This is a genomic window from Streptomyces sp. NBC_00322, assembly GCF_036147535.1.
Lineage (GTDB): Bacteria > Actinomycetota > Actinomycetes > Streptomycetales > Streptomycetaceae > Streptomyces.
Genome location: NZ_CP108019.1, coordinates 3,819,980 through 3,835,080, shown reverse-complemented (window position 1 = coordinate 3,835,080; position 15,101 = coordinate 3,819,980). Strand labels below are relative to the sequence as shown.

Annotated in this window: 15 protein-coding genes and 1 pseudogene; 9 read left to right on the top strand and 7 right to left on the bottom strand. The window is 69.5% G+C overall.

Annotated elements, in window-relative coordinates; all coding sequences use genetic code 11:
- Nucleotides 1–11: 11 nt before the first annotated feature.
- From OG905_RS17300 to OG905_RS17280, 5 genes are all read left to right on the top strand, one after another.
- The gene (locus tag OG905_RS17300; protein WP_328671608.1) at nt 12–1,022 is read left to right on the top strand and encodes a polyprenyl synthetase family protein; all 1,011 of its coding nucleotides are present in this window, start codon (nt 12–14) and stop codon (nt 1,020–1,022) included.
- A gap of 175 nt (nt 1,023–1,197) precedes the next feature.
- Nucleotides 1,198–2,202 carry a CHRD domain-containing protein gene (locus tag OG905_RS17295; protein WP_328671606.1) on the top strand — a complete coding sequence of 335 codons (1,005 nt, stop codon included), beginning with the start codon at nt 1,198–1,200 and terminating at the stop codon, nt 2,200–2,202.
- A gap of 173 nt (nt 2,203–2,375) precedes the next feature.
- The gene (locus OG905_RS17290; protein ID WP_328671604.1) at nt 2,376–3,641 is read left to right on the top strand and encodes a LolA family protein; all 1,266 of its coding nucleotides are present in this window, start codon (nt 2,376–2,378) and stop codon (nt 3,639–3,641) included.
- Nucleotides 3,642–3,745: 104 nt separating this feature from the next.
- Nucleotides 3,746–4,678: an ABC transporter ATP-binding protein gene (locus OG905_RS17285; RefSeq protein ID WP_328671602.1), complete on the top strand. Its 933-nt coding sequence runs from the start codon at nt 3,746–3,748 to the stop codon at nt 4,676–4,678.
- The gene (locus OG905_RS17280; RefSeq protein WP_328671600.1) at nt 4,665–5,552 is read left to right on the top strand and encodes an ABC transporter permease; all 888 of its coding nucleotides are present in this window, start codon (nt 4,665–4,667) and stop codon (nt 5,550–5,552) included. Before OG905_RS17285 ends, OG905_RS17280 begins: the two co-directional genes overlap by 14 nt.
- A gap of 18 nt (nt 5,553–5,570) precedes the next feature.
- Here OG905_RS17280 and OG905_RS17275 read toward each other — a convergent pair whose 3' ends face one another.
- Nucleotides 5,571–6,119: a flavodoxin family protein gene (locus OG905_RS17275; protein WP_328671599.1), complete on the bottom strand. Its 549-nt coding sequence runs from the start codon at nt 6,117–6,119 to the stop codon at nt 5,571–5,573.
- A 113-nt stretch (nt 6,120–6,232) separates the two neighbouring features.
- Complete coding sequence (locus tag OG905_RS17270; protein WP_328671598.1) at nt 6,233–7,555, bottom strand: M28 family metallopeptidase; 1,323 nt, start codon at nt 7,553–7,555, stop codon at nt 6,233–6,235.
- A 286-nt stretch (nt 7,556–7,841) separates the two neighbouring features.
- Between OG905_RS17270 and OG905_RS17265 the strand changes: the two genes are divergently transcribed.
- A complete protein-coding gene (locus OG905_RS17265; RefSeq protein WP_328671597.1) occupies nt 7,842–8,048 on the top strand; it encodes a hypothetical protein in 207 nt (68 codons plus the stop codon).
- A gap of 30 nt (nt 8,049–8,078) precedes the next feature.
- On the opposite strand, the gene OG905_RS17260 is transcribed toward OG905_RS17265, so the two are convergent.
- A complete protein-coding gene (locus OG905_RS17260; protein WP_328671596.1) occupies nt 8,079–8,528 on the bottom strand; it encodes a VOC family protein in 450 nt (149 codons plus the stop codon).
- On the opposite strand from OG905_RS17260, the pseudogene OG905_RS17255 reads away from it, so the two are divergent.
- Both OG905_RS17255 and OG905_RS17250 read left to right on the top strand, forming a co-directional pair.
- Nucleotides 8,527–9,132 (top strand): annotated as a pseudogene (locus OG905_RS17255) (CGNR zinc finger domain-containing protein); the annotation flags it as partial. The gene OG905_RS17260 and the pseudogene OG905_RS17255 overlap by 2 nt on opposite strands.
- Nucleotides 9,133–9,150: 18 nt before the next feature.
- Nucleotides 9,151–9,546 carry an SRPBCC family protein gene (locus OG905_RS17250; RefSeq protein ID WP_328682408.1) on the top strand — a complete coding sequence of 132 codons (396 nt, stop codon included), beginning with the start codon at nt 9,151–9,153 and terminating at the stop codon, nt 9,544–9,546.
- Between the two features lie 3 nt (nt 9,547–9,549).
- Here OG905_RS17250 and rarD read toward each other — a convergent pair whose 3' ends face one another.
- Nucleotides 9,550–10,539: an EamA family transporter RarD gene (rarD, locus tag OG905_RS17245; RefSeq protein WP_328671595.1), complete on the bottom strand. Its 990-nt coding sequence runs from the start codon at nt 10,537–10,539 to the stop codon at nt 9,550–9,552.
- Nucleotides 10,540–10,641: 102 nt separating this feature from the next.
- The gene (locus tag OG905_RS17240; RefSeq protein ID WP_328671593.1) at nt 10,642–11,502 is read right to left on the bottom strand and encodes an SDR family oxidoreductase; all 861 of its coding nucleotides are present in this window, start codon (nt 11,500–11,502) and stop codon (nt 10,642–10,644) included.
- Between the two features lie 93 nt (nt 11,503–11,595).
- Between OG905_RS17240 and OG905_RS17235 the strand changes: the two genes are divergently transcribed.
- Nucleotides 11,596–11,970: a winged helix-turn-helix transcriptional regulator gene (locus OG905_RS17235; protein WP_328671591.1), complete on the top strand. Its 375-nt coding sequence runs from the start codon at nt 11,596–11,598 to the stop codon at nt 11,968–11,970.
- Nucleotides 11,971–12,004: 34 nt separating this feature from the next.
- On the opposite strand, the gene OG905_RS17230 is transcribed toward OG905_RS17235, so the two are convergent.
- The gene (locus OG905_RS17230; protein ID WP_328671589.1) at nt 12,005–13,054 is read right to left on the bottom strand and encodes a 2-oxoacid:ferredoxin oxidoreductase subunit beta; all 1,050 of its coding nucleotides are present in this window, start codon (nt 13,052–13,054) and stop codon (nt 12,005–12,007) included.
- Nucleotides 13,047–14,996 (bottom strand): 2-oxoacid:acceptor oxidoreductase subunit alpha, encoded by a 1,950-nt coding sequence (locus OG905_RS17225; RefSeq protein ID WP_328671587.1) that lies wholly within the window; start codon nt 14,994–14,996, stop codon nt 13,047–13,049. Before OG905_RS17225 ends, OG905_RS17230 begins: the two co-directional genes overlap by 8 nt.
- Nucleotides 14,997–15,101 lie beyond the last annotated feature (105 nt).

The window sequence follows — 15,101 nt, the reverse complement described above, 5'->3', positions numbered from 1 at the left end:
GAGATCCCCTCGTGACCGTCGTCGGGCCGTTCGGGCTGAGCGTGCGGGACCAGGCTCTTGAGGCCGATGTCCAGACCGGATTGGCGGCTGTCGAGGCGGGTCTGCTCGATGCCACCAAGAGCGAGGTGCCCTTCATCACGGAGGCCGCACAGCATCTCGTACGGGCGGGGGGCAAGCGCTTCCGGCCGCTGCTGGTGATGCTCGCGGCCCAGTTCGGTGATCCGTACGCGCCGGGTGTCGTGCCCTCGGCCGTGGTCGTCGAGCTCACCCATCTCGCGACGCTGTACCACGACGACGTGATGGACGTGGCCGACGTACGGCGCGGCGTGGACAGCGCCAACGCCCGCTGGGGCAACTCCGTGGCCGTGCTGACCGGCGACTTCCTGTTCGCGAGGGCCTCGCACATCCTGGCCGACCTGGGCCCCGAGGCCGTACGCATCCAGGCCGAGGCCTTCGAGCGGCTGGTCACCGGCCAGATCCTGGAGACGGCGGGGCCGCGCGACGGCCGCGACCCGATCGACCACTACCTCGATGTCATCGGCGGCAAGACGGGCTCGCTGATCGCGGTCTCCGGCCGGTTCGGCGCGATGATGTCCGGTGCCGACGAGGGTGTCGTGGACATCCTCACCCAGTACGGAGAGCGGCTCGGTGTGGCCTTCCAGCTCGCCGACGACGTACTCGACATCGCGAGCGACTCGCACGAGTCGGGCAAGACGCCCGGCACGGATCTGCGCGAGGGCATCCCGACGCTGCCGGTGCTGCGTCTGCGCGCGCAGGCCGAGGCGCACGGACGGCCCGAGGACCTGGAGCTCGTCGCCCTGCTGGACGGGGATCTGACGGACGACGCCCGGCACGGCGAGGCGCTGCGGCGGCTGCGTGCGCACCCCGCGCTGGAGCAGGCCAGGCGGGACACCGTGCGGTACGCGGAGGAGGCGAGGGCGATGCTCGCCCCGCTGCCCGAGTGCTTTGCGAAGGCTGCCCTGGAGGAGCTCTGCGACGCGGTGGTCCACCGCGCGGGCTGAGGTCCATGACCGTCGGCGGGCGGACCGTTACCACGGCTGCGACCTGCTTGGGGATCAACCCGAAGTGTGTGACGCAGGTCTCATAGTTGGATTGAGTCCAATCTCGGATCCACTCCGTACTCATGCCCGGAAGCCGACGCACCGGGCGTTGGCATCGGTACGGGGAGATTTCAGAATGAAGCGCAACAGGGCACTTCTTGTCGGTACGACCGCCGTCGCCGCCGCCGCGGGCGTCACGCTCGCCGTTCTGCCGGCCTTCGCCGACAGCCAGAGCTCCGGTCGCGCGGGCCACGGGGACAGCGGCGCGAGCATCTCGGTCCAGAGCGGCGGCAGCGGCCCGGACAGTGGTGCCTCCCTCTTCGTGTCCAGCCTGAACGGCGCGAACGAGGTGCCGGTGCAGGGCGGACCCGCCGTCGGTGACCGCGACGGCGTCGCGCTGGAGTTTGTGAAGGTCAAGGGGGACAAGGTGTCCGTCGCCGTGAAGTTCCGCGGCACGGACAAGCCGACCGCCCTCCACATCCACCAGGGCGCGAAGGGCACCAACGGCGGAATCAAGATCGACTTCACCGAGCTGGTCGGCAAGGGCAGGACCAAGGCCAAGGGCTGGACCGGCGCCGTCGCCGGCACGGTCAAGGTCAAGGACAAGGCCGTGCTCGACGCCTTCAAGGCCGACCCGAACGGCTTCTACGCCAACCTGCACACCGCACAGTTCCCGGGCGGCGCCGTCCGCGGCCAGTTCCACAAGGTGACCGGCTCCTTCGACTTCTCTGACGCCCTCGACAACTTCCAGGCCTCCGTGGTCAAGGGCAAGCAGATCTACGAGTGCAAGAAGGGCGAGGACGGCACGCTCTCCTTCCAGCAGCGCGATGTGCGCGCCGTCCTCGCCGGGAACATCGCCCACTCCTTCGTCGCCCCCAACTCCGGTACGCCGCAGTGGGTCGCGCCGGACCACAGCGCCGTCACCGGAAAGCTGATCAGCAAGACCCCGAACGGTGACAAGAACATCGCCGAGCTGGACCTGAAGGCGACCCAGTCGGGCAAGAAGCGGGGCCTGTTGGCGGGCGCCCAGGAGATCTTCCGGCTGAACACCGTGGGCGGCGTCGCCCCGGCCGGCAGCTGCGAGCAGGGAGCCGTCGTCGGCGTCCCCTACGGGGCCGACTACGTCTTCATCCAGAAGTAACCCCTCCTCAACTGGGCCTGCGGCGCTTCCCCTACTGGTTGGGGGAGGCGCCGCGTCCTACTGTCATCCCATAGCAGTACGCCAAGTTGCTCCCGCGGACTGACGCTTCCGTTCGCCCGATTTGGTCAGATGGAGTCAGTGGAACCTGACCAACCACGGAGGTAGGGCACACCATGGCACCGAACGACAGCGCACAGACCACCGAAGAGGCCGAGGACCTCGCAGCGGGCCGCCGCAGGGCAGCGCGCTACTTCGTCCCGGTCGCGGTGGCCGGGGTGGCGGCGGCGACCATCGGGCTCGTCCCGGCGCTCGCTGCCTCCGGTGACCCCGATCTGCCGAAGATCAGCGCGCAGGAACTCATCGAGAAGATGGCCGCGTCGGAGACTCAGCAGCTGTCCGGCAGCGTGAAGATCAACACGGACCTCGGCCTCCCGCTGGGCGGCCTCGCGGGGCTGGGCGGCGGTTCCTTCGGCCCCAAGGGCGAGGACGGCGGGGGCGAAGGCTCGTCCGCCGCTCCCCAGGGCAAGCTGATGGAACTGGCCTCCGGCTCGCACACCCTGCGCGTCGCGGCCGACGGCCCGGACAAGGCGAAGGTATCCATCCTGGAGGACGCCGCCGAGTACAGCCTGATCCACAACGGCGACGAGGTCTGGGCGTACGACAGCGCCTCGAACGAGGCCTTCCACGCCAAGGACGACGGCTCCGGTGAGAAGGGCAAGAAGCACGAGGCCCTGCCGAAGGACCTCCCGACCACGCCGAAGCAGTTCGCCGACGAGGCGCTGAAGGCCGCGGACGACACCACGTCGGTGACCGTCGGTGGTACGGCGCAGGTGGCAGGCCGCGATGCGTACCAGCTGGTCATCAAGCCCAAGCAGAGCGGTTCGACGATCGGCTCGATCAAGATCGCGGTGGACGCGGAGAACGGCGTGCCGCTGAAGTTCACGCTCACGCCGACCAGCGGCGGCAAGGCCGTGATCGACGCGGGCTTCACCAAGGTCGACTTCTCCAAGCCGGCCGCCTCCACCTTCGACTTCACCCCGCCCAAGGGCGCGAAGGTCACCGAGGCCGACGAGCTGGAGAAGGGCAAGGGCGCCAGGAACCACGAGGACTTCAAGGGCCCGAAGGACTTCAAGGGTCACGAGGACTTCGAGGGTTCCGAGGCCTTCAAGGGCCTAAATGTCATCGGTGAGGGCTGGACGTCCATCGCGAAGATCGAGATGCCGGGCGGCAAGGGCTCCGGCGCGCCGAAGGACGGCGACGTGCCGCCGGAGGCGAGCAAGTTCCTGGACGCGCTCGGCGACAAGGTCGAGGGGAAGTTCGGCTCGGGCACGGTCTTCAAGACCCGCCTGGTCAATGCCCTGATGACGGACGACGGCACGGTCTATGTCGGCGCCGTGACCAAGGACGCGCTCGTGAAGGCCGCCAACGAGGGCAAGTAGCCCCACGCGGCACCCATCGGGTAGCACGACACGCGTTGACCGTCCGCCCCGCCGTACGCTCCATACGGCGGGGCGGACCGCTGACCGAGTGAACGGGGACCGGAATGACAGCCGTCATCGAGACGCGCGGGCTCACCAAGCGGTACCGGGGCGGCCAGTTGGCCGTCGACGGACTGGATCTGAGCGTGCCCGACGGCAGCGTCTTCGGGTTCCTCGGCCCCAACGGCTCCGGCAAGACCACCACCATCCGGATGCTGATGGGGCTCATCGAGCCGACCGCGGGCAGCGCCACGGTCCTCGGCAAACCCATGCCGCGCGCCGTGCGCACCGTACTTCCGCAGGTGGGCGCGCTGATCGAAGGGCCCGCGCTGTACGGGTTCCTGAGCGGCCGGGACAATCTGCTGCGCTACGACTCCGCCGACCCCAGCGCCGATCCGCGCACCCGGCGCAGCCGCGTCGCCGGCGCGCTGGACCGGGTCGGGCTCACCTCGGCCGCGGGCAAGAAGGCCAAGGCGTACTCCCTCGGCATGAAGCAGCGGCTGGGACTCGCGGCCGCGCTGCTGCAGCCGCGGAAACTGCTGGTGCTCGACGAGCCGACCAACGGCCTCGACCCGCAGGGCATGCGGGAGATCCGGTCGCTGGTACGGGAGTTGGCGGCCGACGGTACCACCGTCTTTCTCTCCTCCCACCTCCTCGACGAGATCGAACAGGTCTGTACGCATGCGGCGGTGATGGCCCAGGGGCGGCTGCTCATTCAGGGGCCGGTCGCCGATCTCGCGGCGGGCGCGCTCGGACGGCTGGTGGTCACCACCCCCGACCCGGCCGATGCCGCGCGCATTCTCAAGGAGCAGGGTGTGACCGATCTGGCCGTCACCGAGGAGAGGGTGACCGGGGAACCGCCCGCCAAGGACCTCGCGGAGCTCAACGCGGCGCTGGTCCGGGCAGGCGTACGGGTACGGGGCTTCGGGGTCGAGCGGGCATCGCTCGAGGACGCCTTCGTCGCGCTGACCGGGGAGGGCTTCGATGTCGCAGGCTGACACGCTCGCAGCGGCCGCGGGCGAAAGGACGAGCAGCCCGCTGTGGACGCTCGGCCTCTTCCGCTCCGAGCTGACCACCACACTGCGGCGCTGGCGCACACTCGCCCTGCTGGGCGTGCTGGCCGCCGTTCCCGTACTGATCGGCATCGCCGTCAAGATCGAGACGAGCGACGGCGGGCAGGCCGGCGGCGGCAGCGGCCAGGGGCCCGCGTTCATCGCGCAGATCACCAACAACGGCCTGTTCCTGGTCTTCGCCGCGCTCGCCGCGACCCTGCCCGTCTTCCTCCCGATGGCGATCGGCGTCGTCGCGGGCGATGCGATCGCGGGCGAGGCGAACGCCGGAACACTGCGCTATCTGCTCGTCGCCCCTGCCGGGCGGACCCGGCTGCTGCTCGCCAAGTACGCCACGGCCTGCGCCTTCTGCCTCGTTGCGACTCTGGTCGTGGCGGCGTCCGCGCTCGCCGTCGGGGCGCTGCTCTTCCCGCTCGGCGATGTCACGACGATCTCCGGCACCCGGATCTCGTTCGGGGACGGGCTGCTGCGGGCCGGGCTGATCGCCGTCGTCGTCGCCGCGTCGCTGACCGGGATCGCGGCACTGGGCCTGTTCGTCTCGACCCTGACGGGCAGCGGCATCGCGGCTATGGCGACGACGGTCGGACTGGTGATCACGGTGCAGATCCTGGACTCGATCCCGCAGCTGAACGGGATCCATCCGTATCTCTTCCCGCACTACTGGCTGTCGTTCGCGGACCTGCTGCGAGAGCCGGTGTACTGGGACGAGGTGCTGAAGAACCTCGGTCTGCAGGGGGTCTACGCGGCCGTCTTCGGATCGGCGGCGTGGGCGCGCTTCACGACGAAGGACGTCACGGCCTGAAAGGCATCGGCGCCCGCGTCATCGCGTGAAGAACTCCTTGGCCCGGGCGGTCGCGTCCGCGTCGGTCTCCACCTGACCCGGCCGGGTGCCGTTGCCGAGCAGGACGCCGCCGAAGCGCATGCCCATGAAGTCGGCGGTGTTGCGCAGGGTGCCGATCAGCGGCTCGGCCTTGTCGGCGGTGCTCGCGTACGAGGTGACGCCCCACAGTGTCCGCCCGGCCATCCGCGCCCTGAAGTCCGCGCCGGGCACCCGCAGCCAGCCCGACCAGTGGTCCAGATAGCGCTTGACCGAGGTCGAGACGCTGTACCAGTACAGCGGGGACGCGATGACGAGGTCGGTCGCCTCCAGGGTGGCGTCCAGCAGGGTCGCGGCATGCCCGGTGGGCGCGGGGTAGGTGCCGTCGCCCTCGTGGCGCAGGTCCTCGAACTCCGCGAGCGGGAGCTCGGAGAGCCGCAGCCAGCACTGCTCGGCTCCGGCCGGGAGCTGTTCGGCGGCCAGGCGGGCCAGCGTCTCGGTGTTGCCGCCGGCGCGGCTGCTGCCCAGCAGGAACAGGAACGTCCGGGTCATGGCATTTCCCCTTGCGCGCATTCCGATTGCGCGTCCTCCGAAGATGACTGCATGCGTGCGCAAGTATATGCACACGCATGCAGTCTGTGGGGGGTGGTGGTTGTGGGGACCTCTCAGAAGGTGAGCTTGAAGCTGTTGATGTAGCCGGTGTCGTAGGCGGCCTTGTCCTGGACGCGGAGCTTCCAGGTGCCGTTGGCCACCTCGGACGAGGCGTTGACGGTGTACGTCGCCTGGACGTTGTCTGCCGAGTCGGAGGAGCTGAACGGCTTGAGGTTGTAGACCGTTCCGTCCGGGGCGAGCAGATCGACGACGAGGTCGCCGCGCCAGGTGTGGATGATGTCCACGCCGACCTTGAGGGTGCCCGGCGCGTTGCCGGTGCGGCCGGTGACGGTGACCGAGGACGTGACCGCGGCGCCGTTGTCCGGGATGGAGACGTCCGCCGTGGACTCGTACACATCACCCGGCGGTGTGGTCGTCCCGGCGGACAGCGTCCAGATCGCGTGCGCGATCGCATCGCTGTTGCGGTCCAGCGCGGTGTCGTTGATGTTCGAGCTCGTGTCGCACGAGGAGTGGTAACAGCGGTCGAAGGCCTGACCGGCCGTGCCGCCCCACTTCTGGGCCTGGGCCGCCGTCTTGGTGTAGTCGGCGCCTGTGAACAGGCCGCCGACCGGGACGCCCGCGTTCTTGAACGGCGCGTGGTCGGAGCGGCCGTCGCCCTCGGTCTCGATCTCGGTGGGGATGCTCAGTCCGGCGAAGTAGTCCTTGAAGGTCTTCTCGATCGCCGGGTCGTCGTCGTAGACGAAGTAGCCGGGGTTCGGCGAGCCGATCATGTCGAAGTTGAGATAGCCCGAGATCTTCGAACGCTCGGCGGCGGGAAGGTTGTTGACGTAGTACTTCGACCCGACCAGGCCCAGTTCCTCGGCGCCCCACCAGCCGAAGCGCAGATGCTTCTGCGGGGTGAACTGTGCGCGGGAGACGGCGAGCGCGGTCTCGAGGACGGCCGCCGAGCCGGAGCCGTTGTCGTTGATGCCGGGCCCGGAGGAGACGGAGTCGAGGTGGGAGCCCGCCATCAGGACCTGATTGGGATCGCCGCCGGGCCAGTCGGCTATCAGGTTGTAGCCGGTGGCGCCGCTGGAGGTGAACTGCTGGAGGGACGTGGTGAATCCGGCCGCGTCCAGCTTGGCCTTCACGTAGTCGATGGATGCCTTGTAGCCGGTACGGCCGTGGGCACGGTTGCCGCCGTTGGCGGTGGCGATCGACTGGAGCTGGGTGAGGTGCGCCTTGACGTTGGCGAGGGGTATGTCGGGGGCGGCGAGCACCGGCGCCGGGGCCGCGGTGGCCGCGGGCGCGGCGGATGCGAGCAGCCCGGCGAGGGCGAGCGCGGCGGCCGCGGCCGTGCGTATGGGTATGGACCGTCTGGACAAGGACAGGGGCATGTGTGGGGGCTCCGAATTCCGAACGGGGACAGGACGGAACGTGCGAGACGCCCTGGGATGGCGGGTCCCAGGGCGTTGGAGCTGTTGGTGCGCAGTACGTGCTGAGAGTTCAGCGAGAGTTTGACTCACCGTCAAGGGCGGAAACCGGTCAGTGGTGTTCGCATGCCGGACGATCCGGCGCTGACGGGGTTGATACGGGTCACGGAATGGGCAATGCCGCGGCGCTGTTCAAGTACGGGGTCGCAGGCCGGGAGCGGAAGAAGCCGCCGAGCCGCAAGCTGACGGCATGAACCTGGACCCGTTCGTCATCCTGACGTTCTTCGGTGAGATGTTCCTGCGCGCCGGTGTGGTGGCCGTGTTCATCACCGTGGGTGTGATGGGTCTGCTGGTCGGCCTCGTCGCGCTGGGCACACGGCGCGCCCGGCGCCGGTGGACGGACGCCGAGGAGGAGTGCGAGGGGCTGGAGTCCTTCACCTGGACCAAGCAGGTGTAGCGGGATCCGCCACCGCGCCCCGTTACTTCACTACTCCACGCAGAACTCATTGCCTTCCGGGTCGGCCATCGTCGTCCACACGCCCTCCGGCTGGTCCGCGTGGTAGAGGACCCGCGCCCCCAGGCCCTCCAGCCGTGCCACCTCCGCCTCGCGCTGCTCCGCGCCGACGTGCAGGTCGAGATGGAGCCGGTTCTTGGTCGCCTTCGGCTCCGGTACGCGCTGGAAGAGCAGCCGGCGCCCGAGTCCCATCCCGCTGTCCTTGTCGAACGGATCGTCCGGATGCCGGACTGCGACGTAATCGCGAAAGGCGTCCCGGCCGTGCGACTGGACCGTCGATCCTTCCGGCAACTGCCCGTGCCCGCGCAGCCGCTCGATGAGTGCGCTGTTGTCCTCGACCTCGTAACCGAGGGCTTCGGCCCAGAAGTCCGCCTGGGCGTGCGGGTCGGACGTATCGACGACCAGTTTCCAGTGCAGGGTCATGCTAACCACTTATAGTGGTTACGTGAGCGAAGCTGCAAGAGGACTGACCCTGCATACGCCGGACGGACGTCGCTTTCGTTTCGACCCCGGAGCGCTCTGCCTTGAACTGCTGACGACCGGCGGACCCGGCGACTTCGCGCGGTACGAGGTGCTGCACGAGCCCGCCGACCTGGTGCGCTGGGCGGGCGAGAGCCGACTGCCGGACGGTCTTGAGCCGGTCGTCGCGCCGGACGAGGTGTGGGCCGCGCGGGTACTCCGGGACGCGCTGTGGCGGCTGACCTCGGCCCGGGTGCAGGGCCGCGCCCTGAGCCCCGCCGACCTGGCCGTGGTCAACGAGGCCGCGGCGCAGACCCCGCTCGCGCCCCGGATCACCGACCGGGGCGGCCGCGACTGGGCGCCGGGGGCCACCGGAACGCAGCTGCTGTCCGCCGTGGCGCGCGATGCGGTGGACCTCTTCACCGGTCCGTACGCACACCGCATCCGCGAATGCGGCTCGCACAACTGCTATCTGCTCTTCGTCGACACCTCACGCCCGGGCCGACGGCGCTGGTGCGCCATGGAACGGTGCGGCAACCGCAACAAGGTCCGGGCGCACCGCGTCCGCCACGAAGGAGGCCGAACCATGCCAGGAGGACTGACTCAGGTCGCCGGCTGGGAGATCGGCGTGTCCAGGACCCTGCCCCTCCCGGTGGCCGCCGTATGGGAGTTCATCGCGAGCCCCGAAGGCGTCGCCCTCTGGCTCGGCGAGGGTGTCCGGCTGCCCACCGGGAAGGGGGAGTCGTACGTGACGGGGGACGGGATCGCGGGTGAGGTGCGCAGCTACCGGCCCGGTGACCGGGTCCGTCTGACGTACGGCACGAGCATCGTCCAGGTCGCGGTCTCGGCGTCCGGGGAGGGCAAGGCCGTGCTCCGCTTCCACCAGGAGCGTCTCGGAGACGCGGAGGAGCGCGAGCGGCAGCGGGCGCACTGGAAAGCCGTGATGGGCGAGGTCACCGACGCCCTGGGCGGCGTGGCCTGAGGGTCAGGCCGTAGGTTCCGCCTGCGGTGCCGGGGACTGCGGCTCCGGGAGGACCTGCGCCGCCCGGGACGGGGCTGCCGCCGCGGCCAGCCGCAGCGCCTCCGCCCTCGTACGCCGTGCCGTCCGCAGCGCGTCCCAGGTCAGGCACGTCAGCGCCAGCCACACCAGCGCGAAACCCGCCCACCGCTCGGCAGGCATCGCCTCGTGGAAGTACAGGATCCCCAGCAGGAACTGGAAGACCGGCGCCAGATACTGCAGCAGCCCCAGCGTGGAGAGCGGCACGCGGATCGCCGCCGCGCCGAAGCAGACCAGCGGCGCCGCCGTCACGACACCCGTCGCGGCGAGCAGCGCCGCATGGCCCACGCCGTGCGAGCCGAAGGAGGCGGAGCCGTCCGCCCCCAGCCAGAGCAGAAAGCCGAGCGCGGGGAGGAACTGGATCGCGGTCTCGGCGGCGAGCGATTCCAGACCGCCGATGTTGACCTTCTTCTTGACCAGGCCGTACGTCGCGAAGGAGAAGGCCAGCGTCAGGGAGATCCACGGCGGCTGCCCGTAGCCGATCGCCAGGACGAGTACCGCCGCGAAGCCGGTGCCGACCGCCACCCACTGTGCCGGACGCAGCCGCTCCTTGAGCAGCAGGACGCCCATGGCGATGGTGACCAGCGGGTTGATGAAGTAGCCGAGCGAGGCCTCGACGACATGGCCGGAGTTCACGGCCCAGATGTAGATGCCCCAGTTGACGGTGATCACCGACGCGGCGACCGAGATGAGGGCCAGCTTGCGGGGCTGACGTATCAGCTCCCGTATCCAGCCCCACCGCTTCAGCGCCACCAGCGCGATGCCGACGACGGCCAGCGACCAGACCATCCGGTGGGCGAGGATCTCCAGCGCTCCGGCCGGCTTCAGCAGTGGCCAGAAGAGCGGGACCAGGCCCCACATTCCGTAGGCCCCGATCCCGTACAGCAGTCCTGCCCGCTGTTCAGCGTCCGACTTCACTGGCCCCTCCGCCCCGCGCGCGCAATATCTCGACGAAGGTACGCCGCGCAAGGCCGGGCTGTCATGTCCGTATCGCCATACGGTCATGACGGATCACGCTGGCTACGACGCGGCGAGTGCCGCCGCGACCGAGTCGGCGAGCGGAGTCGTGGGGCGCCCGGCCAGCCGCGCCAGGTCGCCCGACGTGCCCGCCAGCAGCCCGCGCCCGACCGCCGCGTCCACGTCGACGAAGATCTCGGCGAGCGGCCCGGGCAGCCCGGCGCCCGTCAGGATCTCCAGGTGCGCCTCGGCGGGGACATTGTTGTACGTGATCGTCCGGCCGGTCTGCCGGGAGAGCTCGGCGGCGTACTCCGCGAAGGACCAGGCGACGTCGCCGCTCAGTTCGTACGCCGCGCCCAGGTGGCCCTCGCCGGTCAGCGCCGCCGCCGCGGCCGCCGCGTAGTCGGCACGGGAGGCGGAGGCGATCCGGCCCTCGCCGGCGCTGGCGACGACGGCGCCGTGCTCCAGGACGGGGGCGAGGTGCTCGGTGTAGTTCTCGGTGTACCAGCCGTTGCGCAGGAAGGTGTACGGCAGCCCGGAGTCGACGATCGCCTGCTCGGTGACCTGGTGCTCGGCTGCCAGCCGGAAGTCGGCCACGGGCCCGCCCAGCACGCTCGTGTACGCGAGCTGAGCGACGCCCGCCGCCTTCGCCGCCTCGATCACGGCGGCGTGCTGCGGCACCCGCCGGCCGACCTCGCTGCCGGATATCAGCAGCACGCGGTCACCGGCGCGGAAGGCCCCGGCCAGCGTCTCGGGCTCGCTGTAGTCGGCGATACGCAGCTCGATGCCGCGCGCCGCGAGATCCGCGGCCTTCTCCTTGCTGCGGGCGACGGCGGCCAGCTGCTCCGCGGGGACGGTGGCGAGCAGCTGGTCGATGAGGAGACGGCCAAGGGCTCCGGTGGCTCCGGTGACGACGATGCGCATGGGGGATTTCTCCTTGTTCGGCGGGGTTCCAGAGCTCACCCTAGGGCGTGCACTAACTATTGGAAAGTACCCACTTTGAAGTAAGGTACTGGCATGGCCGTAAGGAGAGACCCCGACGTCAATCACGCGATGTGCCCCTCGCGTCTGATCCTTGAGCACGTCACCAGCCGCTGGGGCGTGCTCGTTCTCGCCGCACTGCTGGAGCGCTCGTACCGCTTCAGCGAGCTGCGCCGCGAGGTCGGCGGCGTCAGCGAGAAGATGCTCGCCCAGACCCTCCAGACGCTGGAGCGCGACGGCTTTGTGCACCGCGACGCCAAGCCGGTGATCCCGCCGCGCGTCGACTATTCGCTGACCGAGCTCGGCAAGGAGGCCGCCGAGCAGGTGTGGGGCCTGGCCCGCTGGACGGAGAAGCGGACGGACGACGTCCTTGCCGCGCGTACCGCGTACGACGAGGCCCGGACCTCCTGAGGGGAGATCCGGGCCTCGGTGGCTCAGCGGTACGTCAGCCGACGACCGTCCAGGTGTCGTTGCCGGCGAGGAGGGCGGCGAGGTCCCCCTTGCCGTTCTGCTCGATGGCGGTGTCGAGCTGGTCGGACATCTGGGTGTCGTAGACGGGCCGTTCGACGCTGCGCAGCACGCCGATCGGCGTGTGGTGCAGGGTGTCGGGGTCGGCGAGGCGGGACAGCGCGAAGGCGGCGGTGGGGCTGGGGTTGTGCGCGTCGTGGACGAGGATCTGCGACTCGTTCTCGGGTGTGATGTGGACGGCCTTCAAGTCGCCGGTGGCCGGGTCGCGGATGACGCCCTTGTCGTTCTCGGTGCCGAAGCGGATCGGCTGTCCGTGTTCGAGGCGGATGACGGCCTCTTCGGCCTGCTGCTTGTCCTTGAGGGCCTCGAAGGCGCCGTCGTTGAAGATGTTGCAGTTCTGGTAGATCTCGATGAGGGCGGTGCCCTGGTGGCCGGCGGCCTGGCGCAGTACCTCGGTGAGGTGTTTGCGGTCGGAGTCGATGGTGCGGGCGACGAAGGAGGCCTCGGCGCCGATCGCCAGCGACACCGGGTTGAAGGGGGCGTCCAGGGAGCCCATCGGCGTCGACTTGGTGATCTTGCCGACCTCGGAGGTCGGGGAGTACTGGCCCTTGGTGAGGCCGTAGATCCGGTTGTTGAACAGCAGGATCTTCAGGTTCACGTTGCGGCGCAGCGCGTGGATGAGGTGGTTGCCGCCGATGGACAGCGCGTCGCCGTCGCCGGTGACCACCCACACCGACAGGTCCCGCCGCGAGGAGGCCAGGCCCGTGGCGATGGCGGGGGCGCGGCCGTGGATGGAGTGCATCCCGTAGGTGTTCATGTAGTACGGGAAGCGGGAGGAGCAGCCGATCCCGGAGACGAAGACGATGTTCTCCTTCGCCAGGCCGAGCTCGGGCATGAAGCCCTGAACGGCGGCGAGGATCGCGTAGTCACCGCAGCCCGGGCACCATCGCACCTCCTGGTCGGACTTGAAGTCCTTCATGGACTGCTTGGCCTCGGCCTTGGGCACCAGTGAGAGCGCCTCAGTCATTGATGGCCTCCTTGAGAGCCGTGGCCAGCTGCTCGGCCTTGAACGGCATGCCGTTGACCTGGTTGTAGCTGTGCGCGTCCACCAGATACCTCGCCCGGATCAGGGTGGCGAGCTGGCCGAGGTTCATCTCCGGTACCACTACCTTCTGGTAACGCCCCAGAACCTCTCCGAGATTCCTCGGGAAGGGGTTGAGGTGGCGCAGATGGGCCTGGGCGATGGGCAGGCCGGCGGCGCGCAGGCGGCGGACGGCGGCGGTGATGGGGCCGTAGGTGGAGCCCCAGCCGAGCACCAGGGTGCGGGCCGTGTCCGGGTCGTCCACGGTCAGGTCCGGGACTTCGATGCCGTCGATCTTGGCCTGGCGGATACGGACCATGAAGTCGTGGTTGGCCGGGTCGTAGGAGATGTTGCCGCTGCCGTCGTGCTTCTCGATCCCGCCGATCCGGTGCTCCAGCCCCGGCGTGCCGGGCACCGCCCACGGCCGCGCCAGCGTCTTGGGGTCGCGCTTGTAGGGCCAGAAGACTTCGCTGCCGTCGGGCAGGGTGTGGTTGGGGCCGGTGGCGAACTGCACCCGCAGATCGGGCAGCTCGTCCACGTCGGGGATCCGCCACGGCTCGGAGCCGTTGGCCAGATAGCCGTCCGACAACAGCATCACCGGGGTCCGGTAGGTGACGGCGATCCGGGCGGCCTCCAGGGCGGCGTCGAAACAGTCCGCCGGGGTCCGCGGCGCCACGATCGGTACCGGCGCCTCACCGTTGCGGCCGAACATCGCCTGCAGCAGATCGGCCTGCTCGGTCTTGGTCGGCAGCCCGGTCGACGGCCCGCCGCGCTGAATGTCCACCACCAGCAGCGGCAGCTCCAGCGAGACCGCAAGCCCGATCGTCTCCGACTTCAGCGCCACACCCGGCCCGGAGGTGGTGGTCACCCCCAGCGCCCCGCCGAACGCCGCGCCCAGCGCCGCACCGATCCCGGCGATCTCGTCCTCGGCCTGGAAGGTGCGTACCCCGAAATTCTTGTGCTTGGACAGCTCGTGCAGGATGTCGGAGGCAGGCGTGATCGGATACGAGCCCAGATACAGCGGAAGATCGGCCTGCTTGCTCGCGGCGATCAGCCCGTAGGACAGGGCCAGGTTCCCGGAAATATTGCGGTACGTGCCGGTCGGGAAGGCGGTACTGGCCGGGGCGACCTCGTAGGACACGGCGAAGTCCTCGGTCGTCTCGCCGAAGTTCCAGCCCGCCCGGAACGCGGCGATGTTCGCCTCCGCGATGGTCGGCTTCTTGGCGAACTTGGTCCGCAGGAACGTCTCGGTGCCCTCGGTGGGGCGGTGATACATCCACGACAACAAACCCAGCGCGAACATGTTCTTGCTGCGCTCGGCCTCCTTGCGGGACAGCCCGAAGTCCTTGAGCGCCTCGATCGTCATCGTCGTCAGCGGCACGGGGTGGACGTGGTAGGCGTCCAGCGAGCCGTCCTCCAGCGGGGAGGTGTCGTAGCCGACCTTGGCCATCGCCCGCTTGGCGAATTCGTCCGTGTTGACAATGATCTCGCCGCCGCGCGGCACGTCGCCGATGTTGGCTTTCAGGGCGGCCGGGTTCATCGCCACCAGCACGTTCGGCGCGTCGCCGGGGGTGAGGATGTCGTGGTCGGCGAAGTGCAGCTGGAAGCTGGAAACCCCGGGCAGGGTGCCGGCCGGGGCCCGGATCTCGGCGGGGAAGTTCGGCAGCGTCGACAGGTCGTTCCCGAACGACGCCGTCTCCGAGGTGAACCGGTCACCCGTGAGCTGCATACCGTCACCTGAGTCACCCGCGAAGCGGATGATCACCCGGTCAAGTCGGCGGATCTCCTTGTTGCCGGCGGGCTTGCGCTGTTCCCCGACAAGAGCCTCATTGGCCTCGTCATCGGCCTCATCGGCCTGCTCGGCTGGGCTACTGACCTGGCTGGTCACTGAACTGGACCTCCCTCGAGGCGGCTGCTCGGGCCCGGTCGGCCCACCGGCCGTCCCATTAGCCACCCTACGTCCGTAAGGGTGGCCTTCCCTGGACCGCTCATA

Coding starts and splice junctions, on each gene's coding strand:
- OG905_RS17295 (WP_328671606.1), top strand. CDS start 1,198: ATGAAGCGCAACAGGGCACTTCTTGTCGGTACGACCGCCGTCGCCGCC.
- OG905_RS17290 (WP_328671604.1), top strand. CDS start 2,376: ATGGCACCGAACGACAGCGCACAGACCACCGAAGAGGCCGAGGACCTC.
- OG905_RS17285 (WP_328671602.1), top strand. CDS start 3,746: ATGACAGCCGTCATCGAGACGCGCGGGCTCACCAAGCGGTACCGGGGC.
- OG905_RS17280 (WP_328671600.1), top strand. CDS start 4,665: ATGTCGCAGGCTGACACGCTCGCAGCGGCCGCGGGCGAAAGGACGAGC.
- OG905_RS17275 (WP_328671599.1), bottom strand. CDS start 6,119: ATGACCCGGACGTTCCTGTTCCTGCTGGGCAGCAGCCGCGCCGGCGGC.
- OG905_RS17270 (WP_328671598.1), bottom strand. CDS start 7,555: ATGCCCCTGTCCTTGTCCAGACGGTCCATACCCATACGCACGGCCGCG.
- OG905_RS17265 (WP_328671597.1), top strand. CDS start 7,842: ATGAACCTGGACCCGTTCGTCATCCTGACGTTCTTCGGTGAGATGTTC.
- OG905_RS17260 (WP_328671596.1), bottom strand. CDS start 8,528: ATGACCCTGCACTGGAAACTGGTCGTCGATACGTCCGACCCGCACGCC.
- OG905_RS17250 (WP_328682408.1), top strand. CDS start 9,151: ATGCCAGGAGGACTGACTCAGGTCGCCGGCTGGGAGATCGGCGTGTCC.
- OG905_RS17240 (WP_328671593.1), bottom strand. CDS start 11,502: ATGCGCATCGTCGTCACCGGAGCCACCGGAGCCCTTGGCCGTCTCCTC.
- OG905_RS17235 (WP_328671591.1), top strand. CDS start 11,596: ATGGCCGTAAGGAGAGACCCCGACGTCAATCACGCGATGTGCCCCTCG.
- OG905_RS17230 (WP_328671589.1), bottom strand. CDS start 13,054: ATGACTGAGGCGCTCTCACTGGTGCCCAAGGCCGAGGCCAAGCAGTCC.